This window comes from Niveibacterium sp. 24ML (genome assembly GCF_026586805.1).
Classification (GTDB): domain Bacteria; phylum Pseudomonadota; class Gammaproteobacteria; order Burkholderiales; family Rhodocyclaceae; genus Niveibacterium.
Genome location: NZ_JAPFHA010000012.1, coordinates 1 through 20,792, shown reverse-complemented (window position 1 = coordinate 20,792; position 20,792 = coordinate 1). Strand labels below are relative to the sequence as shown.

At 63.1% G+C, this 20,792-nt stretch carries 19 protein-coding genes; 6 read left to right on the top strand and 13 right to left on the bottom strand.

Annotation, left to right across the window (positions count from 1 at the left end; all coding sequences use genetic code 11):
- Positions 1–50: 50 nt before the first annotated feature.
- On the bottom strand, positions 51–2,243 hold the full coding sequence (locus OPU71_RS11650; RefSeq protein ID WP_267728148.1) for a TonB-dependent receptor plug domain-containing protein: 2,193 nt from the start codon (positions 2,241–2,243) through the stop codon (positions 51–53).
- Between the two features lie 162 nt (positions 2,244–2,405).
- Entirely contained in the window at positions 2,406–5,117 is a 2,712-nt protein-coding gene (locus OPU71_RS11645) for a sensor histidine kinase (protein ID WP_267728147.1), read from the bottom strand.
- Positions 5,118–5,579: 462 nt separating this feature from the next.
- Between OPU71_RS11645 and gpmI the strand changes: the two genes are divergently transcribed.
- Positions 5,580–7,220 carry a 2,3-bisphosphoglycerate-independent phosphoglycerate mutase gene (gene gpmI / locus OPU71_RS11640; protein ID WP_267728146.1) on the top strand — a complete coding sequence of 547 codons (1,641 nt, stop codon included), beginning with the start codon at positions 5,580–5,582 and terminating at the stop codon, positions 7,218–7,220.
- 105 nt (positions 7,221–7,325) lie between these two features.
- On the opposite strand, the gene OPU71_RS11635 is transcribed toward gpmI, so the two are convergent.
- The 6 genes from OPU71_RS11635 to OPU71_RS11610 all read right to left on the bottom strand — a co-directional run bounded on the left by OPU71_RS11635 (position 7,326) and on the right by OPU71_RS11610 (position 12,208).
- Complete coding sequence (locus tag OPU71_RS11635; RefSeq protein ID WP_267728145.1) at positions 7,326–7,490, bottom strand: hypothetical protein; 165 nt, start codon at positions 7,488–7,490, stop codon at positions 7,326–7,328.
- Positions 7,491–7,508: 18 nt separating this feature from the next.
- Complete coding sequence (locus tag OPU71_RS11630) at positions 7,509–8,216, bottom strand: sulfite oxidase heme-binding subunit YedZ (protein WP_267728144.1); 708 nt, start codon at positions 8,214–8,216, stop codon at positions 7,509–7,511.
- Positions 8,216–9,154 (bottom strand): protein-methionine-sulfoxide reductase catalytic subunit MsrP, encoded by a 939-nt coding sequence (gene msrP, locus OPU71_RS11625; protein WP_267728143.1) that lies wholly within the window; start codon positions 9,152–9,154, stop codon positions 8,216–8,218. Before msrP ends, OPU71_RS11630 begins: the two co-directional genes overlap by 1 nt.
- A 198-nt stretch (positions 9,155–9,352) precedes the next feature.
- Positions 9,353–9,733 carry a hypothetical protein gene (locus OPU71_RS11620; RefSeq protein WP_267728142.1) on the bottom strand — a complete coding sequence of 127 codons (381 nt, stop codon included), beginning with the start codon at positions 9,731–9,733 and terminating at the stop codon, positions 9,353–9,355.
- An 89-nt stretch (positions 9,734–9,822) separates the two neighbouring features.
- Positions 9,823–10,455: a lytic transglycosylase domain-containing protein gene (locus tag OPU71_RS11615; protein WP_267728141.1), complete on the bottom strand. Its 633-nt coding sequence runs from the start codon at positions 10,453–10,455 to the stop codon at positions 9,823–9,825.
- A 7-nt stretch (positions 10,456–10,462) separates the two neighbouring features.
- Positions 10,463–12,208, bottom strand: a complete 1,746-nt coding sequence (locus OPU71_RS11610) for a proline--tRNA ligase (protein WP_267728140.1) — start codon at positions 12,206–12,208, stop codon at positions 10,463–10,465.
- A gap of 114 nt (positions 12,209–12,322) precedes the next feature.
- On the opposite strand from OPU71_RS11610, the gene OPU71_RS11605 reads away from it, so the two are divergent.
- Together OPU71_RS11605 and coq7 are read left to right on the top strand one after the other, a co-directional pair.
- A complete protein-coding gene (locus tag OPU71_RS11605; protein WP_267728139.1) occupies positions 12,323–12,862 on the top strand; it encodes an RNA pyrophosphohydrolase in 540 nt (179 codons plus the stop codon).
- Positions 12,855–13,475: a 2-polyprenyl-3-methyl-6-methoxy-1,4-benzoquinone monooxygenase gene (coq7, locus tag OPU71_RS11600; protein WP_267728138.1), complete on the top strand. Its 621-nt coding sequence runs from the start codon at positions 12,855–12,857 to the stop codon at positions 13,473–13,475. Before OPU71_RS11605 ends, coq7 begins: the two co-directional genes overlap by 8 nt.
- A gap of 61 nt (positions 13,476–13,536) precedes the next feature.
- Here coq7 and OPU71_RS11595 read toward each other — a convergent pair whose 3' ends face one another.
- Entirely contained in the window at positions 13,537–13,953 is a 417-nt protein-coding gene (locus OPU71_RS11595) for an OsmC family protein (protein WP_267728137.1), read from the bottom strand.
- A gap of 486 nt (positions 13,954–14,439) precedes the next feature.
- On the opposite strand from OPU71_RS11595, the gene rplM reads away from it, so the two are divergent.
- Both rplM and rpsI read left to right on the top strand, forming a co-directional pair.
- Positions 14,440–14,868: a 50S ribosomal protein L13 gene (gene rplM / locus OPU71_RS11590; protein ID WP_267728136.1), complete on the top strand. Its 429-nt coding sequence runs from the start codon at positions 14,440–14,442 to the stop codon at positions 14,866–14,868.
- A gap of 12 nt (positions 14,869–14,880) precedes the next feature.
- Positions 14,881–15,279, top strand: a complete 399-nt coding sequence (gene rpsI, locus OPU71_RS11585; protein WP_267728135.1) for a 30S ribosomal protein S9 — start codon at positions 14,881–14,883, stop codon at positions 15,277–15,279.
- Between the two features lie 126 nt (positions 15,280–15,405).
- Here the strand turns inward: rpsI and folE2 are convergent, their stop codons facing one another.
- The 4 genes from folE2 to OPU71_RS11565 all read right to left on the bottom strand — a co-directional run bounded on the left by folE2 (position 15,406) and on the right by OPU71_RS11565 (position 19,418).
- Positions 15,406–16,224, bottom strand: a complete 819-nt coding sequence (gene folE2, locus OPU71_RS11580) for a GTP cyclohydrolase FolE2 (protein ID WP_267728134.1) — start codon at positions 16,222–16,224, stop codon at positions 15,406–15,408.
- Between the two features lie 144 nt (positions 16,225–16,368).
- Entirely contained in the window at positions 16,369–18,246 is a 1,878-nt protein-coding gene (dxs, locus tag OPU71_RS11575) for a 1-deoxy-D-xylulose-5-phosphate synthase (RefSeq protein ID WP_267728133.1), read from the bottom strand.
- Between the two features lie 36 nt (positions 18,247–18,282).
- Positions 18,283–19,176 carry a polyprenyl synthetase family protein gene (locus tag OPU71_RS11570; RefSeq protein ID WP_267728132.1) on the bottom strand — a complete coding sequence of 298 codons (894 nt, stop codon included), beginning with the start codon at positions 19,174–19,176 and terminating at the stop codon, positions 18,283–18,285.
- A complete protein-coding gene (locus OPU71_RS11565) occupies positions 19,173–19,418 on the bottom strand; it encodes an exodeoxyribonuclease VII small subunit (RefSeq protein WP_267728131.1) in 246 nt (81 codons plus the stop codon). The genes OPU71_RS11570 and OPU71_RS11565 overlap by 4 nt, the downstream gene beginning before the upstream one ends.
- 153 nt (positions 19,419–19,571) lie before the next feature.
- Here OPU71_RS11565 and OPU71_RS11560 point away from each other — a divergent pair, with 153 nt between their 5' ends.
- Positions 19,572–20,669, top strand: coding sequence for an aromatic ring-hydroxylating oxygenase subunit alpha (locus tag OPU71_RS11560; RefSeq protein ID WP_420712374.1), 1,098 nt, complete (start codon positions 19,572–19,574; stop codon positions 20,667–20,669).
- The last annotated feature ends 123 nt before the right edge of the window (positions 20,670–20,792 follow it).

Genomic DNA, 20,792 nt, shown 5'->3' with positions numbered 1-20,792 from the left:
AGCCAGTCTTCCCTGCTGTGATGGGGGGATGCCGGTGCGCGGCCAATGAATCAGAACGCATGCCGGTAGGTCAGTGCCGCGGCCGGCGCTTCAGTACGGTAGTTGCTTACGTTGATGAGGTACATGCGCTTGTTGTATTGCTCGTCGAACCAGCCGAGCACATTGTAGGCATTCAGGCTCAGGCTGCCCTGTCTGCTGACCTGGTACTGCGCGCCCAGGTCAAGGAAGGCGGCTTCCTGGAAGCTGTCCGTGTATCCGCGGTCTGACACGGCGGTGGTTGAGAACGGGCCTGGTGCGAGCCCGTCATTGATGTCGTTGGTGTTCTGCGTCGTGTATTCCGAACCGGCATAGCCCCAGAATACCCGTAGATCGCCGCTCAGCCGCCAGTCCGGATGCACCTGCCAGGCGGCGGCGAGCTTGGTCATGCTGTTGCTCCAGTTGCTCAGATCGTTGCCGTAGCCAAGGTGGGCCACGGATATCTTCTGTCGCGCACCGGGCTCGACATTGAAGTCGTCGAGCCGCAGGTAGGACTGCGAGAAGCTCAGCCGCAGATCGTCGGTCTTGTAGCTCAACTCAAACTCGACGCCGCCGTAGGTAAAGTCGGCGACCCGGTTTGATGCCAAGGTTGTGGAGTCGAAGCCGATGACTTCAGCGGCGTTGTAGTAGGTCGATAGATCCATCCGCAGTTCGCGGCTGAAGCTGCGTTGGTAGATCAGTTCGATGCCCTGCACGATTTCGGGCTCGGAGGTGGCGCCGCCAAGGTGCTGCTTGCGCAACTCTTCGGCGTTGTTCTTGCGCACCGAGCGGCTGAGCACCGACTTGAAGGTATCCCGTTCATTCGGTGCGAAGACCAGCGCCCAGCGCGGCGACCACATCCATTCGGAGTAATCGTCCTTGTCGATGCGCAGACCAAGGAAGTTGGTCAGCGTGTCCGACACTTGCCACTGGTGTTCGCCAAAGATCCCGTAGGCCGATGTGCCCCACTCCGGCATCAGGCCGAGCGCGGTGGAGTAGGCCGGTGTGTCGGGGTAGCCTGGGCTCGCGATGCCGTACTTCGCGTGGCTGTACTCGGCGCCAGCCGCGAAGGTTTGTGTTTCGCTTGCCTGACCGGTGAGGGTGGCACGCAGCAGGAACTGGTCTTCGCGGTGGTTTTCTACCGGCGTCCAGGGCGTGTTGACGCTGGAAACCGCCCGTTCGTAGTCGAAGCTGTCATAACCCCCCTTGAGTTCAAGCGACAAGGAAGGGCTCAAGACCCAGCGTTGCGACAGATCCAGCGTGACTTGCTGGTAGCCCACGCCTTGCGTCGGAATCGCCGACTGCGGCGTGCCCGGCTTGGCCGAGCCGATCGGTTTGGTGCCGAAGCTCTTGTGTTCCCAAGTCAGCGCCTCGCCGCCGCGCGTGTAGCGCAGCCAGGCGCGGAAGTCGCCTAACTGGTAGTCGGCGTGCAGCTTGATCTTGGCCTGGTCGCGGTAGGCGGCGTGGTTGTCCGGCACCTCGAACGGGGTCGGCTCGCCGGCATGTATGACCTGGCCCCAACTGGTCGTGAAGCTGTTGCCGTAGACCATCGGGGCGTCATCCTGGTCTGCGCCCTCGTAAGCCGCGATGCCCGCGTACAGCAGCAGACCATGGCCGGGGTCGCCGAAAGCGAGCCCCTTCTTCAGCTCAAGGCTCTGAAACGTCTCAACCGCGCCCAGCTTCACCGTGGCGGCGTCGCCACTGTTGTTGCCGAAGCTCTCGGTCTGGATGTTGATGACCATCGACACCGCGCCGGGGCCGTAGACGACCGAGCCTGGCCCGCGCACCACGTCAATCCGCTGGATGTCGTCGAGCATCGGCAGATCGCGTTCGCTCATGGCGCCGAAGTGGGTGCGTTCATTCAGGACGCGGCCGTTGAGCACGATCAGGTACTTGTCTTCGCGGTCGCCGATCAGGCCGCGCATGCCCATGTGCGGCGCCTCCCAGTGATGCGGCAGGTAGTGGAAGCTGGGTACGTAGGTTTCGAGCAGGTCGAACAGGTTGCGTGCGCCGGTGTCGCGGATCATCTGCCGGTCGATCACGGTGACCGATGCGGGTAGTCGGCGTGCGGTGGTGGGCGTGATCGTCGCGCTCTGCGGCACGGCGATGCTGGCCAGTTGCGCAAGATCCAGCTCCAGCACGGCATCACCGGGGTTGGTCTGCGCGAGCGCAGGGCTGAGGCCAAGGCTTGAAATCAGCAGGGTTGCGCAGGCTTTGTGTGATTGCATTGGGTGTGTCGTCCGTGGGCAGTGCTGGCGTGCTGCGCGGGGCGCGCGGGGCGCGCAATGCGCAACCGATCGCGCGCGGGCCCAGCAACTGCTAGTGCCGGATTAACGGCCGATGCGCAGGTTTCTTGACCGGCGCAGGCTTGCCCCCCGGATGGCGTGCGCTCAGGGTGCCACCAGCGGGATTTCCAGCGTTGCCGTGCAGCCTTCGCCGGGCTGGCTCGCGAGGCTGATGCGGCCGCCGAGAACGTCGGTGACGATCGAATGCACGATGTACAGGCCCAGTCCGCTGCCGCCAGTTCCCAGCCGGGTGGTGAAGAAGGGCTCGAAGGCGCGGGCGACCTCGTTCTCGTTCATGCCGCGCCCGTCGTCGCGCACCTCGATGCGGACACGGCCGTCGCGGAGAGGGGTTGCGACAATGCTCAGGGTGCCATCGGACTGCGCGTCAAAGGCATGCAGCAGCGCGTTTTCGCAGAGTCCTTCCATGACTTGCTGAAGCGCCGACGGGTAACTGTTGAAGCGCAGGCCGGGCGGTATCTCGATCTGCAGCTTGAGGCCTTTGTCGCGGAATCGCGGGTCGAGCACCCCGCGCAACTCGCCAATCGCGCTGGCCAGATCAAAATGGCCCCGTGCATCACCGGGCTGGTCCACCGACACGAGTTTGAACTGCTGCACGATATGTGCCGCCCGCGCGAGTGAGCGTTCGATCAACGCGGCACTGTCGGCGGCTTGTTCAGTAAATTGCAGCAAGGCGCTGCGTTTGAGCGTGCCGCCCGCCACTGCCTCGCCGAATGTGCGCGCTTCGCTCGCGAGGCTGCTGGCGGCGGTGATGCCGTTGCCCAGCGGCGTGTTCAGCTCATGCGCAACCCCAGCAACCAGGCTGCCGAGCGAGGCCAGTTTCTCGCTGCGCATCAGGGCTTCCTGGGCGCGGCGCAGGTTGTCGGCGGCAATCTGCTTGTCGGTGACGTCGATGCACACGCCGCGATAACCCAGAAAGCGTGCGCCCCGGTACTGCGGTGCGCCCGATATCTGCAGGTGCCGTGGCGCAGGCGGCACGCCGATCATGAGCGCCACGCTGGCGCCGGCGAAAGTCTCGCGCCGCAGCATGCGGCTGGTCAGTTCGCTGGCGGCGACCTCGCTGCCGGCGGCCGCGCGCAAGGTATCGACGCGGCGCCCGATCCAGTCGCTGGCGAGCAGCCCCGATGCCGCCAGCCCCTTGCCCATCATTTCAGTAAAGCGTAACTGGTCGTCCATCACCCAGTACCAGTCCGACGACAGTTCGGTCAGCTCGCGGAAGCGCGCCTGCTTGTCGCGCAAGGCCCGCACCAGCGGGCGCATCATCAGCATCAGGAGCAGGCCGCCCAGTGCGATGGTCGGGATCGCGAACAGCAGTACTTTCTGTAGATGGCGGCGCAATGGCTCGTAGAACTCTTCGGCCGGCATCGTGATCATCATCATCAGGCCGTTGCTCGAGAGCTGCTTCGAAAGGTTCATCCTGGCGATGGGCCGATAGGCCGCCACCAGCATCCGGCCGTCTTCGCCCGGTACGAACTGGGGTTCGGTGAGCGAGCCCGAATCGCTGTAGAGGGCGGCCCCTTCGATCTGCTGGCGGATCGGGTTGTGCGCGGGATCCCATACAAAGCTGCGCGCGCGCGATCGCAGGCAGAGAAGCTTTGCTTCGTTGAGGCCGCAGACCGCCATCTGCCCGCTGCGGCCCAGATCGAAACTGGTTCCGAAAAGCAGTTCCCAAGCGGGTACCGGGTGCTGGATCAGCACCTCGCCGACCCGTGTGCGCTGCGCGTTTTCGATTTCGAGCCTTTGCACGGCAAAGGGCAGTTCGCCCTGCCACATCAGCCGCACTTCGCTGCGCCGGCGCGCCGTGAGCCACAGGGTCTCGCCGGTGAGGAAGGCGCCGTTCTGTGCGATGGCGCGTCCGCTCAGGTCGCGCAGCGCAATCGCCCGGCTGATGCTGCCGCGGGCGGTTTGCGAAGGGTTGGCCGGTGGCAGCAGGTTCTCGGCCATCTGCAGCACCTTCATGCGTTGCGCGGGCGGGGTGTTGTCGTCCAGCGCAGCGAGTGCCGCGCTGAACTCGCCGTCGCGCACCAGGGGCGCTGCGTTCATGTGAAGTGCGTCGAGGGCCGTGTAGAACACGAATTGCCGGTTCTGCAGGTTGGCCTGCAACTGCTGGTACAGCGCTGATTCGATTTCGTCCTGCAAGGCGGTAAAGCTGATCAGCCCGGTGGCAAAGGCGATGATGCTCAGCACCCCGAGGCCGATGCGGCTGATGAGCGCCTCTTCGCGCAGTTCGGCGTCACGCTGTCCGGCGCGTTCGTGCAACAGCAGCACGGCCTGAATCAGCAAGATCACCGCCAGCGCAACCGGTTTGGCCGACAGCGCGGGGTTTGCATACATCAAGTCGAGGCGGAGAAAGTGGCTGGTGATGATCAGGCCCGCCCCGGCAATCAGCGCGGCGGCGCACAGGTTCTGCAGGCGAGCCACGGCGTGGCGCGGATAGGCGGTGCCGATCGCCCAGACGACCCAGCCGATGCCGCACAACACGGCCGACCAGTTGCGGGCATTCTCGGGCCAGAGCCGAATGCCAGCGCCGGATTGCGTGGCCGGCAGCGCCAGCGGCACCAGGCTTAGCGCCACCAGCAAAAGGATCGCGGCGCGCAGCACGCGGCTGGCCTTGGCGTGCGCGGACAAGGCCAGCGCGCTCGCCAGTGCCATGCCACCGGCACTGGGGTGCAGCCAGCTGCCGTTCGCGCTGGCGGCCGGCACGTCGGCCAAGGCCGCAATCCATGCCAGTGCGCCGTACAGCGCGAGTATCAGGATTGCGCTTTGCCGCAGTAAATCGAAGGGTTTGGTGCGCGGCACCTGGGTGAGTCTCCTGAAGCCGATCCGGCCATGTCTACGGCGCCTGTTCAAAGCGATATCGGCCGCGCCATGCATGACTTGAGATGCCCGCGCGCCCCGCCGTAGCGGGCGGCTGGTCGCGATGCCCGGCGGCAAGCCGCTCAGCTGCCGCAGCGGCCTCTTTGTCCGGGGGCGTTCGATGCGCTGCTGTCAGGTGGCATCCACCCCCAGTCAGCGCAAGGTTTCGCGTGTCAAAAAGACATATCATTGCCGGCCATCGGATCGCGCCCGGCCCGCCCCCCGGCTACCTGGGCGCACGATAGTGGTCGCATTGCCCGACAGCCGGGCACTCGCAACGAATCACCGTGTCTGAAACGCCTGCAAGAGCGCGTCCGCAGCGATTCGTGGCCCGGCTCAACGCCCGCAAGGCGCAGTCGGACAGAACTCCTTCTTGAAAACAATCATCTCTTTCAGGGATACACCATGCTCAACAAACTCTCCTCCTTCGCTGGCATCCAGGGCCCGGTCGTCACGATCGTCATGGACGGTTACGGCATTCCGAAGACCGAAGCCGGCAGCGCCATCGCCGCCGCACGCAAGCCCACGCTGGACAAACTGTTCGCGAACTATCCGAACGTTACCCTGCGTGCGCACGGCACGGCCGTCGGCATGCCGTCTGACGACGACATGGGCAACTCGGAAGTCGGCCACAACGCGATTGGCGCGGGCCAGGTGTACAGCCAGGGCGCAGCGCTGGTGGCCGATGCCATCGCGTCGGGCGCGATCTGGCAGGGCGAGGCATGGCAGCAGATCGTGGCCGGTGCCAAGGCTGGCCGTGGCGTGATCCACTTCATCGGTCTGTTCTCGGACGGCAACGTGCACAGCCACATCGACCACCTCAAGGCGATGATCGTCAAGGCCAAGGAGGAAGGTGTGAAGGCCGTGCGCATCCATGCACTGCTCGACGGCCGCGATGTGCCGGAAACCAGCGCGCTTGAATACGTCGAGCCCTTCGAGGCCTTCCTCGCGGAAATCAGCACGGGCGGGTTCAATGCGCAGATCGCCTCGGGCGGCGGCCGCATGAACATCACGATGGACCGCTACGACGCCAACTGGAGCATGGTCGACAAAGGCTGGCACACCCATGTGCTGGGCGAGGGCGACCAGTTCGCCAGCGCCTCGCAGGCGGTGAAGGAATTGCGCGTCAAGTTCCCCGGCACGATCGACCAGGATCTGCCGCCCTTCGTGATCGCCAAGGATGGCAAGCCGGTCGGCACGATTGAAGACGGCGACTCGGTGGTGTTCTACAACTTCCGTGGCGACCGCGCGATCGAAATCACCCGCGCGTTCGAAGAAGACGGCTTCAGCAAGTTCGACCGCGTGCGCGTGCCCAAAGTCACCTACGCCGGCATGCTGCAGTACGACGGCGATCTGAAGCTGCCCAAGCGCTTCCTGGTGAACCCGCCGGTCATTCTTGACACCACCGGCGAGTGGTTCTCGAAGAGCGGCATCGAGCAGTTCGCCTGCTCCGAAACCCAGAAGTTCGGCCATGTCACTTACTTCTGGAACGGCAACCGCTCGAACAAGTTTGACGGCGAGACCTACCTCGAAGTGCCCAGCGACGTGGTGCCCTTCGAGCAACGCCCGTGGATGAAGGCGGCCGAAATTGCCGACGCGATGATCGACGCGCTGCGCAGCGGCAAGTACCGCACTCTGCGTTGCAACTTCGCCAACGGCGACATGGTGGGCCACACCGGTAACTTCCGCGCCGCGACGATGTCGATCGAGGCGGTGGATCTGGCGCTTGCGCGCATCCTGCCGGTGATCGACGAACTGGGCGGCGTGGCGCTGATCACCGCCGACCACGGCAATGCCGACGAGATGTACGAGCTGGACAAGAAGACCAAGCAGCCGTCACAAAACGCCGATGGCTCCTTCAAGGCCAAGACCGCGCACACGCTCAACCCGGTGCCGCTGATCCTTTACGACAACGTCACTGGCGGCAAGCTGGGCCTCAAGCAGACCGAAAAGGCCGGCCTGTCGAACATTGCTGCGACCACGGCCAACCTGCTCGGCCTTGAGAAGCACGCCAAGTGGGACGAGAGCCTGCTGGTCGTGAAGTAAGCGCCACGCATGCCGGGGCTGGCTGTGTGCGGCCCCGCGAGCGGAAAAACGAAACCCCGCAGCACTGGCCGGTGCGGCGGGGTTTTGCTTTTTGTGCCGGGGGGTTCAGGGAAGGATCGGCATGCGCAGTTCGGCATTGATGATGCCGTTGAACTGCAGCGTGGGACCGCCGGGTGCGAACCATTCCAGGAGGGGGCCGGCAACGGCGCAAAAGCTGATGGTCGGCAACCTGTACGGCAGTAGCCCGTACCAAGCGGCGCCGATTTTCATGCGCGCGGGCGCTTGTGTTCAGCGCGGCACGATCGGGATCACGGTTTTCCCGGCCGGTGGCCTCCGCGGCGCCAACTGCCGGCGGCGTTCCTGCTCGCGCCACCAGGCCCGCGCGCCGAGCAGGGCGGCGAGGATGAGGGCGTAGATCAGGGGTTCGGTGATGTCGCGCTTGACCAGCCACCAGAAGTGGACGACCCCCAGCACCGCAATCGCGTAGATCGAGCGGTGCAGCGCCTGCCAGCGGCGGCCGCCTAGCCAGCGGATCACTGCGTTGTGCGAGCTCAGGGCTAGCGGCACCAGCAGCAGGTAAGCCGCAAAGCCCACGGTGATGAAGGGGCGCTTGAGGATGTCCTTGCCAATCGCGGCCCAGTCGAAGAACTGGTCGAGCCAGAGGTAAGTGGCCAGATGCAGGCTGGCGTAGAAGAATACGAACAGCCCGAGCATCCGGCGCAGGCGGATCAGCCAGTGCCAGCCGGTGAGGCGACGCAGCGGCGTGATGGCAAGGGTCACCAGCAAGAGGCGCAGTGTCCACTCGCCGCTGGCGCGGGTGATCGCTTCGATCGGGTTGGCGCCCAGTTGATCGTTGAGCAGCCGGTTCAGATACCACCCCAGCGGCAGCAGGCAGATCAGAAACAGCGCGGACTTGGCAGCCGCGAGCTGAAGGGCGCTCGGGCCGTGCGGTGGGCGGCGCCCAGGTGGTGGGGCGGTGGGTGCAGCAGCGCGCATCAGTAGAACTTTCTCAAATCCATGCCGGCATAGAGTCGGGCCACATGATCCGCGTAGCCATTGAAGGGCAGGGTCTTGCGCTTGGTGAATTCCCCGATCCGGCGTTCGCTTGCCTGGCTCCAGCGCGGGTGGTCAACCTCAGGGTTCACGTTCGAGTAGAAGCCGTACTCGTTCGGCGCGGCGATGTTCCAGGCCGTGGCCGGTTGCTTGTCGGTGAGGCGGATGCTGACCAGCGACTTGGCGCCCTTGAAGCCATATTTCCACGGCACCACAAGGCGCAGCGGTGCGCCGTTCTGCGCCAGCAGTTCTTCGCCGTACAGGCCGAGGGCGAGAATCGTGAGCGGGTGCATGGCTTCGTCGATGCGCAGGCCTTCGGTGTAGGGCCAGTCGAGCACCGGCAGGGCGAGGCCCGGCATGGTGGCGCGGTCGGCGGCGGTGACGAATTCGACAAACTTGGCGCTGCCGAGCGGTTCCACTTGCTTGAGCAGGCTGGCGAGCGGAAAACCGTTCCACGGAATCACCATCGACCAGCCTTCCACGCAACGCATGCGGTAGATGCGTTCTTCGAGTGGGGCAAGCTTGAGCAGATCGTCGATCGCGAAGGTGCGCGGTTTGGCACAAAGCCCATCGACCCTGACTGTCCAGGGGCGGGTCTTGAAGCGGCCGGCGTTCCGAGCCGGGTCTTCCTTGCCGGTGCCGAATTCGTAGAAATTGTTGTAGCTGATCACGCTCTTGAGCGCCGTGGGCGCTTCGGTGCTTGAGAGCGGGCTTTTCTGGATCGCGCCCAGCTTGGCGGCCGCGAACGCGGGCGACACGGCGAGCGCCGCAGCGCCCAGGCCCGCGGCGCGAATGAAGTTGCGCCGGCCGCGGTAGAGCGACTCGGGCGTGATCTCCGAGGGCGCAATCGGGTGGGCATCCTGGTTGATGCGAATCAGCATGTGGGCTCTCCGGGCGGGTCTTGGGTGGCGGCACGGCAATCGCGCATGGCGAGGGCCTGCCACGGATGACCGGGGCGAGGGCGCCGAGCTTACATGGCTTCGGACTCGCGGCGCGCCGGCTGGTTCAAACCCGGGCGCGGGGGCGGTCGGCGTCGGGCTGCTGCGCTGGCTCGGCGGGCGCAAGGGCGCGTGGGGCGATCAGGGTTTGGCGACGTGCCAGATGCCGTTCATGCCATCGCCGAGTCTGTCGCCGGGCTTGAGGTCCTTGTGCCAGAAGTGGAGGGGCCTGCCCCGCCATGCCCATTGCGGCTTGCCGTCATCGCGAATGATCACCGACCAGTCGCCACCCCCCTTCGCGCCCGGCGCGGCATACATCGGTGGCCAGTCAAGCGCACAGCGGCCGCTGCAGGCACTTTTCCCGCTACCGGCCGAATCCTTGTCGAAGGTGTAGAGCGTCTTGCCCGACGCGCTCGCGAGTACGCCATTGCGCGCCTTTGCCGGGCTTGGGGCCGATGCGGATCGGTCTGGCGCACTGGCGCAGCCCGCTGAGATCAGCGCGACGAACGCGCATGTGAGCACGCGGCGCCGGATGCGGGCGGGTGCCGGGCGCACTGGGGTGCTTGCCGCTGCGATCAAGGGTGCCCCGCGCATCGGTCTGCAGGCGGCCGTCAGTTGCGTGCCGGCAGCGGCTGCTGGGCAAGGGTTTCCGCCGCCTGCCAGCTCCAGTTACGTTCCCACGACGCCCGAACCATGTTCGGATATTCCGGCCGGCCCAGGCTACCGTTGTAGCGACCCAGCGCGCGGTACAGGTCACCTTTTTCGATGTCGAGGTAATGGCGCAGGATCGTGCAGCCGTAGCGCAGATTCGTGCGAAGGTGGAACAGGTTCTGGTCTGGCGTACCGATCGCGCGAACCCAGAACGGCATCACCTGCATGTAGCCGCGGGCGCCGACGCTCGAGACCGCATACTTCTTGAAGCCGCTTTCAACCTGGATCAGGCCGAGCACCAACTGCGGATCCAGCCCTGCGCGCTGCGCTTCGTAGTACACGGTTTTCAGGAAGATCAGACGCTCTTGCGGATCCGGGATGCGCTTGTAGAGCCGCTGCGACATTTCGCCAAGCCAGCGCACCCGCTCGGTCGCGCTCGGGAATACCGGCTCCGGCGCAGCGCGGTCGGAGACCGCGCCATGCAACGCCGCCCGCACGCTGGCCGAAAGATCCTCTTCCCGCTGCGCGCCCGCAAGAGCGGGCGGCGCAAGCAGCGCAAAGCTGAGCAGCAGGGCAACTGATTGGATCCGCATGCCTTGTTTACGGCGCAAGTCGCGATTTCACGAAGGCGACCAGTTCAGCGACGGCCACCTTCGTTGCTTCCGCATCGCGGCGCCCCTGGTACTCGGCCTGGCCTTCCTTGAGCCCGCGGTCAGACAGCACTACGCGGTGCGGCACGCCGATCAGCTCCCAGTCGGCGAACATCGCGCCGGGGCGCTCGCCGCGGTCGTCGAGGATCACGTCGATGCCCGCCGCGGTAAGTTCGGCGTAAAGCGCGTCCGCGGCGACTTTCACCTCTTCCGCACGGTCGTAGCCGATCGGGCAGATCGCAACCGTGAAGGGCGCGATCGAATCCGGCCAGATGATGCCGCGCGCATCGTGGTTCTGTTCGATCGCCGCCCCGAGGATGCGGGTCACCCCGATGCCGTAGCAGCCCATCTCGAAGTGCTTGGGCTTGCCATCCTCGTCGAGGAAGGTGGCGTTCATCGCCTTTGAATACTTGGTGCCGAGGTAGAACACATGGCCGACTTCGATGCCGCGCTGGATCGCCAGCGTGCCCTGGCCATCCGGCGAGGCATCGCCTTCGACCACGTTGCGGATGTCGGCCACGACGTCGGGTTCCGGCAGATCGCGCCCCCAGTTCACGCCCGCGATGTGGAAGTGCGGCTCGTTGGCGCCGGTGATGAAGTCGCTCATCAGCGCGACGGTGCGGTCGGCGACGATCTTGACCGGCTTCTTGAGGCCGATCGCGCCGAGGTAGCCAGGCTTGCAGCCGAAGTGTTCGACGATCTCGGTTTCGCTGGCGAAGCGGAAGCCGTTCTTCAGACCCTCCACCTTGCCGGCCTTGACTTCGTTCAAGTCGTGATCGCCGCGGACCAGCAGCAGCCAGACCGTGGTCTTGACGACTGCGCCAGCGTCGTTCAATTCGTCGGTCGCCAGCACCAGCGACTTGACCGTGTTCGAAATGTCGGTGCCGAGCAGGGCGGCGACGTCGGCGCAAGAGGTTTTGCCAGGGGTGGAAACCTTTTCCATCGCGCGTGAGGCGGCGGCGCGGGCGCTCAGTAAGGGCAGGGCTTCGGCAAGCTCAATGTTGGCAGCGTAGTCCGAGGTCGGGCAGTAAACGATGGAGTCTTCGCCGGTTTCGGCAATGACCTGGAACTCGTGCGAACGATCGCCGCCAATCGCGCCGGTATCCGCCGCAACCGCACGGTAGGTGAGGCCAAGGCGGTCGAAAATCTTGCGGTAAGCGGCATACATGTTCTCGTAGCTCTTGCCTGCCGATTCCACGTCGCGGTCGAAGGAGTAGGCATCCTTCATCGTGAATTCACGGCCGCGCATGATCCCGAAGCGGGGGCGGCGCTCGTCGCGGAACTTGGTCTGGATCTGGTAGAGGTTCTTCGGCAGCGCGCGGTAGCTCTTGAGCTCCTGACGGGCGATGTCGGTCACCACTTCCTCGGAAGTCGGTTGCATCGCGAAGTCGCGCTCATGCCGGTCTTTCAGGCGCAGCATCTCGGGGCCCATCTTGTCCCAGCGACCGGTCTCCTGCCAAAGCTCGGCGGGCTGCACCAGCGGCATGCTCAGTTCCACCGCGCCAGCGCGATTCATCTCGTCGCGGATGATCGCCTCGACCTTGCGAATCACACGCAGCCCCATCGGCATGTAGTTGTAGATCCCGGCAGAGAGCTTGCGGATCAGGCCCGCGCGCATCATCAGTTTGTGGCTGATTACTTCAGCGTCGGCGGGGGCTTCTTTAAGGGTGGTGATGAAGAACTGGCGTGCGCGCATGTCGATTCGATAGATTGGGTCAATCCGCCATTTTAGCGCAGCGGCCGTCGCTTTCCTTCGTTTGCCGCATGTGGAAGAATCCAGCCCAATTCAGCTATTTTTCAGGTGGTTTTCATGCTCGACCGGGACGGATATCGCCCCAACGTCGGCATCATCCTGGTCAACGCGCGAAACGAGGTCTTCTGGGGTAAACGCATCCGCGAGCATTCTTGGCAGTTCCCGCAAGGCGGCATCAAGCATGGGGAATCGCCTGAGCAGGCTATGTTCCGCGAGCTCTACGAGGAAGTAGGCTTGCGGCCGGAGCACGTGAAGATTCTTGGTCGCACGCGCAGTTGGCTGCGGTACGACGTTCCACGCCACTGGGTTAAACGAGAGTGGCGCAATACATATCGAGGGCAGAAGCAGATCTGGTTCCTGTTGCGCCTGCTTGCTCGCGATGCAGACGTGTCGTTACGGGCAACCGAAAAGCCGGAGTTCGACGCTTGGCGTTGGGCAGGCTACTGGGTGCCGCTGGAGGCGGTGATCGAGTTCAAGCGGCAGGTCTATCGACTTGCGCTCAATGAACTGTCGGGCGTGCTCTTTCGCGGCAGCACCCCGCCCGAGCGGCCGGCGAACTATGTTCTGAGCGAGGCGCATCCGAGTAATCATGATTGACAGTCTGATCATTGAGTTTGACCGAGCGCTACGAACCGTTTTCGCGCCTGCGCGGAGCAGTCGCCCGACCCCCGGCGCAGGCCAGGAAGATGCGGCGCTCTCGGACGCTGAGCGGGCTCATGTTGCCGGTTTGATGCGGGTGAACCATGTTGGCGAGATCTGCGCTCAGGCGCTCTACCAGGGGCAGGCGCTGACCTCGCACGACCCCGCGGTGACCGATGCGCTGCGGCAGGCCGCTCATGAAGAGACCGAACATCTTGCGTGGACGGAGCAACGGCTTCAGGACGTGGGCGGCCGCAAGAGCTTGCTCAATCCGCTCTGGTACGCCGGCGCCTTGTCGATCGGCGTGCTGGCCGGCCGCTTCGGTGATCGCTGGAGTCTTGGTTTCCTGGCGGAAACGGAGCGCCAGGTTGAGGCGCACCTTGCAAGTCATATCGACCGTGTGCCGCCGTCGGACACCCGTTCGCAGGCGATTCTTGAACAGATGAAGCGCGATGAGGCGAGCCACGCCGAGACTGCGCTCGCCCTGGGTGCCGCCGAGTTGCCGGCGCCGGTGCGCGGCGCGATGAAGCTGGCCTCAGGGGTGATGACTCGCCTCGCGTATCGCATCTAGCGGACGGATTGGCGATCAGGAGAGGAAGGGCGGCGCGAGCAGCCCTTCTTTGTCTTTGATTTCAGTCCTCGATCAGCTCGAAGTCGTGGGTGACTTCAGCGGTCTTGCCCAGCATGATCGACGCGGAACAGTACTTCTCGGCGGATAGCTTCACCGCGCGCTCGACGGCCTCGTGCTTCAGGCCTTTGCCTCGAACCGTAAAGTGGTAGTGGATTCGCGTAAAGACCTTCGGGTCTGCGTCGGCGCGCTCTGCTTTGAGTGCTACTTCGCAGCCGCTGACCGGATGGCGGCCCCGCTTCAGGATTGTCACAACATCAAATGCGGAGCAGCCCCCGGCGCCCGCGAGCAGCAACTCCATCGGACGCGGCGCGCGATTCAGGCCGCCGGCGTCCGCCGCGCCTTCCATGTTCAAGAAGTGTCCACTACCCGTGCTGGCCAGAAATGTTGCTCCATCTACCCACTTCACGCTGCATTCCATCTTGCGTTTCCTGTTTGTGCGTTCGCGTTATAGGTTTTTACGCGGCACATTTTACCGGCTTCCGGGCAATGCTGCGATGCAGCATCCATGCTGTTTTGTCAGCCTTAACGACCCACTGAATGACGAGTCAGTCAACATAAAATTTCCAGCAAACACAATTGCTTACACGAACATAAGCAGTACTTATCCCGATATAAATAGCTTCGCTTGGGCCGAGGGTCCGGATTCTTGCGTTGCACAAGCGCTATCCCCATAATGCGAACCGTAGTGGTTGATCTGGTGACGCAATGGCGAGCCGGAGATACCCCGGGTTTGTCTCCTCCACCCTCCTCCTTTGGTGTGGACTTGGCGCAGCTCCAGCGGGCTGCGTTTTTTTTTGTTGCTTTCGATCGATGTTTGACTTTCTCGGGAGTTGGCGTGTAGAATTGCCGGCTTTCCGCATTTGGGCCTAGAACTGGGTCCTAGAAGAAACCAAGGGACATTCTCATGAGGACGTTTTCGGCCAAGCCGCACGAAGTTAAGCGTGATTGGTACGTGGTGGACGCAACCGACAAGGTTCTCGGCCGTCTTGCCTCGGAAATCGCAAGCCGCCTTCGTGGCAAGCACAAGCCTGAGTACACGCCGCACGTTGATACCGGCGATTTCATCGTCGTTGTTAACGTTGAAAAGCTGCGTGTTACCGGCGCCAAGGCGCTGGACAAGAAGTACTACCGTCACTCCGGTTATCCGGGTGGCATTTACGAAACAAACTTCCAGAAGCTGCAGCAGCGCTTCCCGGATCGTGTGCTGACCAAGGCCGTCAAGGGTATGCTCCCCAAGGGTCCGCTCGGTTACGCGATGCTGAAGAAGCTGAAGTGCTACGCCGGTGATGCTCACCCGCACAGTGCCCAGCAGCCGAAGGCCCTCGAAATCTAACGGAGCCAAGCAATGGCGATCGCGAATCCTTACAAGTACGGCACGGGCCGCCGCAAGACTGCAGTGGCACGTGTGTTCATCAAGCCGGGCTCGGGCAACATCGTTGTCAACGGCAAGCCGGTCGATGTTTTCTTCTCGCGTGAAACTGGTCGCATGATCGTGCGCCAGCCGCTCGAGCTGACCGAGACCGTCGGCAAGTTCGACATCCTGGTCAACGTTGATGGCGGCGGCGAGTCGGGTCAGGCTGGTGCGGTGCGCCACGGCATTACCCGCGCGCTGATCGACTATGACGAGACCCTGAAGCCTGTGCTGAAGAAGGCCGGCTTCGTGACTCGCGATGCACGTGAGGTTGAGCGTAAGAAGGTTGGCCTGCACGGCGCACGTCGTCGCAAGCAGTTCTCGAAGCGCTGATCGCCTGCGCCTCAGCTGTACAAAAAGCCCGCTTCTGCGGGCTTTTTGCTTTTGCGTGTTCGGGTAGATCAAAAAAGGGCCGCGCAGGCGGCCCTCTCTGGATGTGCGCTTGTGTTGCTGGCTGCGTTAGCGGGCCCTCTTGTCGTGTTCAATCAGAGCGTAGGCGCTGTGATTGTGGATTGATTCAAAGTTCTCGCATTCGACCGCGTATGCGTGGATGCGGGGTTCAGCGTTGAGGCGGCCTGCCACGTCGCGAACCATGTCTTCGACAAATTTCGGATTGTCGTAGGCACGTTCGGTGACCCACTTTTCGTCGGGGCGCTTGAGCAGTCCGAACAGTTCGCACGAGGCTTCCTGTTCGACGAGTTGCACAATCTCTTCGATCCATACGCGATCTTTCGCGTAGGCGCTTACCGTGACGTGTGAGCGCTGGTTATGGGCGCCGCGATCGGAAATCTTCTTCGAGCAGGGGCAGAGGCTGGTGACGGGTACGAGCACCTTCATTGTGAACTCGCACTCCCCGCCGGGCTTGATCTCGCCTACGAACGTGACTTCGTAATCCATCAGGCTCTTCACACCGGAGACCGGGGCGGCCTTGTTGATGAAGAACGGGAACGTCATCTCGATGTGACCTGTTTCGGCCTCGAGGCGCTCGATCATTTCACGCAGCATCGGCTCAAATGACTCGACCGAGATTTCCTGGTCGTGTCCGTTGAGGATCTCGATGAAGCGAGACATGTGGGTGCCCTTGAAGTTGTGCGGCAATCCCACATACATGCTGAAAGTGGCAACGGTGTGCTGGATGCCACCACTGCGGTCAGCGACCTTGACCGGATGGCGAATCGACTTGATGCCAACCTTGTTGATGGCGAGCTGGCGACGGTCTTCGCTGCCTTGTACGTCAGCCATGGGGGCCGCGGCATCGCGGGTGTTCTTGGTATCCATACATCCTTTCCTGCCGGGGCTCACTGGATCTGCCGGAGGAAGGCGTTGTCCTGCGTGGGTTCGGGCGGCTGCCCCGGATCTGTGGGAGATGGGGGCGGAGGCGCCCCGAATCAAGGCGCGATCCTAGCATTCCCTTGGGTTTGACTAAACTATGGGCTCGATAGAGGCCAGTCGAGCCGAGATGCGCTCGTAGATCTGTTCGGCGGTTAGGCCGATCTCTTTGTGGAGCTGGCTTTGCTCGCCATGGTCAATGAACTGATCTGGTAGGCCGAGCCGGAGCATGGGTATAGCCACGCCCAAGTTCTCAAGGGCGCGGGCCACTTCCGAACCTGCGCCGCCGATCACTGAGTTCTCTTCAAGCGTGACAATGAGTTCATGCGACTTGGCGATGTTGCTCAGCATGTCGAGATCCATCGGTTTGATGAACCGCATGTTCACAACGCTCGCGTCGAGCCGCTCTCCGGCTTCGAGCGCGGGGCCCAGCATCGACCCGAAGGCGAGCAGGGCGACGCGCCTGCCTTGCCGACGAAGTTGGGCCTTGCCGATCGGCAGGGGGGTCAGCGCTGGATCGGGCTTGGCCCCGCAGCCGCTGCCACGAGGGTAGCGCACAGCGCTCGGACCATCGTGCAGGAACCCGGTGGTGAGCATTTTGCGGCACTCGTCTTCATCGCTCGGCGCCATGATCAGCATGTTTGGCACACAGGCAAGGAAGGAGAGGTCAAACGCGCCGTGGTGCGTGGCGCCGTCGGCGCCAACGAGCCCGCCGCGGTCGATTGCGAGCATGACCGGCAGGTTTTGCAGTGCGATGTCATGGATCAGCTGATCGTACGCACGCTGAAGGAAAGTCGAGTAGATCGCAACAACCGGTTTGGCGCCTTCGCACGCGAGTCCGGCTGCGAACGTGAGTGCATGCTGTTCGGCGATGCCGACGTCGAAGTAGCGGTCGGGGTGTTCTTGCTCGAACCGGACCATGCCCGAACCTTCGCGCATCGCGGGGGTGATGGCGACCAGACGCGGATTGGCCTTGGCCATGTCGCAAAGCCAGTCACCAAAGACTTGCGTGTAGGTGAGCTTTCCAGCGACTTTGCTCGCGCCGGTGGCGATGCCCTCGGTGTGATCGAACTTTGCGACGCCGTGATAGAGGATAGGGTCGTTTTCGGCGAGTTTGTAGCCTTGCCCCTTCCGCGTGATGACGTGCAGGAAGAGCGGGCCTTTGAGCTCGCGGAGATTCTGGAGCATGGGCACCAAGGCTTCCAGGTCGTGTCCGTCGATCGGACCGAAATAGCGGAAGCCGAACTCTTCAAACAGGGTGCCGGGCATCATCATGCCCTTCACGTGCTCTTCAGTGCGGCGGGCCAATTCGAACACCGGCGGTGGGAGCTGCTCGAGAAAGCGCTTCCCGATCTCGCGCGCACCGTTGAAGAGGCGGCCCGAGAGCAGGCGTGAGAGGTGTTTGTTGAGCGCGCCAACCGGCGGCGAGATCGACATCTCGTTGTCGTTGAGGATCACGAGCAGGTCGCTGTCGGCAACGCCGGCGTTGTTGAGTGCCTCGAAGGCCATGCCGGCGCTCATTGCGCCGTCGCCAATCACGGCGATCGCTTTGCGGGCGATGCCGTCGCGCTGCGCGCCAATCGCCATCCCGAGCGCAGCTGAGATCGAGGTGGAGGAGTGCGCGGTGCCGAAGGTGTCGAACTCGCTTTCGCTGCGACGCGGAAACCCCGACAGCCCCTTGTAGTGACGCAGCGTCGACATCTGCTTGCGGCGTCCGGTGAGAACCTTGTGGGCGTAGGTCTGGTGGCCGACATCCCAGACGACCCGGTCTTCGGGCGTGTTGTAGACGTAGTGCAGCGCAACGCTCAGTTCGACCGTGCCGAGGTTTGACGACAGGTGGCCGCCGGTTTTGGAGACCGATTCGAGCAGAAAGCCACGGAGTTCGTCGGCCAGGGGCTGGAGGTCCTTGCGATCGAGCTGGCGCAGATCCGCCGGGCTTTCGATGCGGTCGAGCAAGGGATAGGTGGTCATGTCAAGCGGTGTCCCAAAAGCGTTATGTGCCTGTGCTCAGAAAGACCGATCCACGATGTAGTCGGTCAGCTGAGCAAGGCGGCGTGCGCGGTCGCCGAAGGCCGCGAGGCTGTCGTGCGCGTCACGTCGAAGATCTTCTGCAAGCCGCTTTGCCTCGGTCGCCCCAAGCAGGGTGACGTAGGTCGGCTTGTTGTTGGCGGCATCCTTGCCGGCGGTTTTTCCAAGCGTTGCCGTGTCGGCGGCGGCGTCGAGCAGATCGTCCACCACCTGAAAGAGCAGGCCGATCGCCTTGCCAAAGCGATCGAGTGCTGCGAGTGATGCCGGGTCGGCATTGCCGCAGAGGGCACCCAGCTGGACGGATGCGCGAATCAGCGCGCCGGTCTTGTGCAGATGCATCACTTCGAGCGCTTCGCGGCTGATGGCCTGCCCAACCGATTCGAGGTCGATGGCCTGGCCGCCAGCCATGCCGCGTGAGCCGGAGGCCAGCGCAAGCAGCCGCAGTGCATCGACTTGCCGCACGGCATCGTCGAAGAGGGCCGTCTCGGAAAGACTCTGGAACGCCAGCGTCTGCAAGGCGTCGCCTACCAGCAGCGCGGTGGCGTCGTCGTACTGGACATGCACGGTGGGCTTGCCGCGTCGCAGCACATCGTCGTCCATGCAAGGCATGTCGTCGTGGACGAGGGAGTAGGCGTGGATCAGTTCGACCGCGCACGCCGCCTGTTCGAGTGCATGCTGACTTGCGTTCGCGAGCTCGCCCGCAGCGAATACAAGCAGGGGGCGCACGCGCTTGCCGCCACCCAGCGTGGCGTAACGCATTGCTTCGTGAAGGCGTTGGGGGGCGATTGCCGCGTCGGGCAGGATGCGATCAAGCGCTGATTCGGCTTCGGCTTGTCGCTGGCGCATCCATGCGCTGAGCTGCATGTCGGTCATTGGTCGGGCTTCACGGTCGTGGCGGCCTGGAAGGGTTCGAGCTGGCCGCCTTCAAGAATACGAATGCGCGCTTCAGCATCCCCCAAGGCGTTTTCGCAAAAGCGGAGCAAGCGTGTGCCTCGCTCGAAGTGGGCAAGCGATTGTTCGAGCGGCAGATCGGGCGTTTCCATGGCGGCAACGATCGACTCTAGTTCGGTCAATGCCGCCTCGAAGGATTTGGGTTTGTCGCTTGTTTTGGCCATCGAGGATGTGTTGCCGTGATGCGGAAAAGTTCCGGAGCGGGAGCGGTATCATGCCCGAGCCGGAGCGCTTTTCGTAGGTGACTGGTTTAACTATACTTTAACGCTTTTTGCTTAGCCGGCCCGCGCCGGCGGTGGAGGTTGGGGATTTCCTTTATGTCTCAGCGTGAACAGCTGGCGCCGGCAGTGTCGCAACTGCCCGTGTCGTGGTACTTCGATGAAAAGGTCTTCGAACTGGAGAAGCGCCTCATCTTCGATGCCGGGCCTGGCTACGTGGGGCATGAGCTCATGGTCCCCGAGCAAACCGATTATCGCTCGATCGAGTGGATGGATCACTCGAAAATGCTGATTCGCAATGCCGACGACTTGTGGCTGATGTCGAACGTTTGCCGCCATCGCCAGGCCATCATGTTGCAGGGCAGCGGCAAGGCGAACAACATCGTCTGTCCGATCCATCGCTGGACCTACGAGAACACCGGCGAGCTGATCGGTGCACCGCACTTTCCGCAGAACCCGTGTTTACACCTGAACAAGCAACGGCTTGAATCGTGGAATGGTTTGCTGTTCAAGGGCCCGCGCTCGCCCCAGGCCGATCTTGCCGGGATGAAACTTGCCAGCGAGCTGGATTTCAGCGGCTACGTGCTCGATCACGTTGAGATCCATGAGTGCAACTACAACTGGAAGACCTTCATCGAGGTCTATCTGGAGGACTACCATGTTGCGCCGTTCCACCCTGGTCTTGGAAATTTCGTTACCTGTGACGACCTGACCTGGCAGTTTGGCGATTGGTACTCGGTGCAGCGTGTCGGCATTACCTCGCTGGCCAAAGCTGGCTCAGCCAGCTATGCAAAGTGGCACAAGGCGGTGCTGGATTACTACGGTGGCGAACTGCCCAAGCACGGCGCTATCTGGCTGACCTACTACCCCAACATCATGGTGGAGTGGTATCCGCATGTGTTGGTGGTCAGTACTCTGATTCCCCGCGGCGTAGACAAGACGACGAATGTGGTCGAGTTCTACTACCCGGAGGACATTGCTGCGTTCGAGCCGGATTTCATCAAGGCCGAGCAGGCTGCCTACATGGAAACCTGCATCGAGGACGACGAGATTGCCGAGCGCATGGATCGTGGCCGGCGAGCGCTGATGGAAGAGGGGCGCAACGAAGTGGGGCCCTACCAGACGCCGATGGAGGATGGCATGCAGCACTTTCACGAGTTCTACCGGCGTGTGATGGCTGACGCGTTGGGCGGCTAAGTCGCAGCCGCGTGATGCGTTGAAAAAATGAAAAAGGCCGCCTGTTGGCCAATGCCAGTCAGTTAACCGCTGTCTGGCATTTTTTTCGTCGGAAATTTGTGTGCTCGGTTCTTGACGACTCTG

What these genes read in the sequence shown, in the direction of transcription:
- OPU71_RS11650 (WP_267728148.1), bottom strand. Translation starts at nt 2,243, where the DNA reads ATGCAATCACACAAAGCCTGCGCAACCCTGCTGATTTCAAGCCTTGGC.
- gpmI (WP_267728146.1), top strand. Translation starts at nt 5,580, where the DNA reads ATGCTCAACAAACTCTCCTCCTTCGCTGGCATCCAGGGCCCGGTCGTC.
- OPU71_RS11635 (WP_267728145.1), bottom strand. Translation starts at nt 7,490, where the DNA reads ATGAAAATCGGCGCCGCTTGGTACGGGCTACTGCCGTACAGGTTGCCG.
- OPU71_RS11630 (WP_267728144.1), bottom strand. Translation starts at nt 8,216, where the DNA reads ATGCGCGCTGCTGCACCCACCGCCCCACCACCTGGGCGCCGCCCACCG.
- msrP (WP_267728143.1), bottom strand. Translation starts at nt 9,154, where the DNA reads ATGCTGATTCGCATCAACCAGGATGCCCACCCGATTGCGCCCTCGGAG.
- OPU71_RS11615 (WP_267728141.1), bottom strand. Translation starts at nt 10,455, where the DNA reads ATGCGGATCCAATCAGTTGCCCTGCTGCTCAGCTTTGCGCTGCTTGCG.
- OPU71_RS11610 (WP_267728140.1), bottom strand. Translation starts at nt 12,208, where the DNA reads ATGCGCGCACGCCAGTTCTTCATCACCACCCTTAAAGAAGCCCCCGCC.
- OPU71_RS11605 (WP_267728139.1), top strand. Translation starts at nt 12,323, where the DNA reads ATGCTCGACCGGGACGGATATCGCCCCAACGTCGGCATCATCCTGGTC.
- coq7 (WP_267728138.1), top strand. Translation starts at nt 12,855, where the DNA reads ATGATTGACAGTCTGATCATTGAGTTTGACCGAGCGCTACGAACCGTT.
- OPU71_RS11595 (WP_267728137.1), bottom strand. Translation starts at nt 13,953, where the DNA reads ATGGAATGCAGCGTGAAGTGGGTAGATGGAGCAACATTTCTGGCCAGC.
- rplM (WP_267728136.1), top strand. Translation starts at nt 14,440, where the DNA reads ATGAGGACGTTTTCGGCCAAGCCGCACGAAGTTAAGCGTGATTGGTAC.
- rpsI (WP_267728135.1), top strand. Translation starts at nt 14,881, where the DNA reads ATGGCGATCGCGAATCCTTACAAGTACGGCACGGGCCGCCGCAAGACT.
- folE2 (WP_267728134.1), bottom strand. Translation starts at nt 16,224, where the DNA reads ATGGATACCAAGAACACCCGCGATGCCGCGGCCCCCATGGCTGACGTA.
- dxs (WP_267728133.1), bottom strand. Translation starts at nt 18,246, where the DNA reads ATGACCACCTATCCCTTGCTCGACCGCATCGAAAGCCCGGCGGATCTG.
- OPU71_RS11570 (WP_267728132.1), bottom strand. Translation starts at nt 19,176, where the DNA reads ATGACCGACATGCAGCTCAGCGCATGGATGCGCCAGCGACAAGCCGAA.
- OPU71_RS11565 (WP_267728131.1), bottom strand. Translation starts at nt 19,418, where the DNA reads ATGGCCAAAACAAGCGACAAACCCAAATCCTTCGAGGCGGCATTGACC.
- OPU71_RS11560 (WP_420712374.1), top strand. Translation starts at nt 19,572, where the DNA reads ATGTCTCAGCGTGAACAGCTGGCGCCGGCAGTGTCGCAACTGCCCGTG.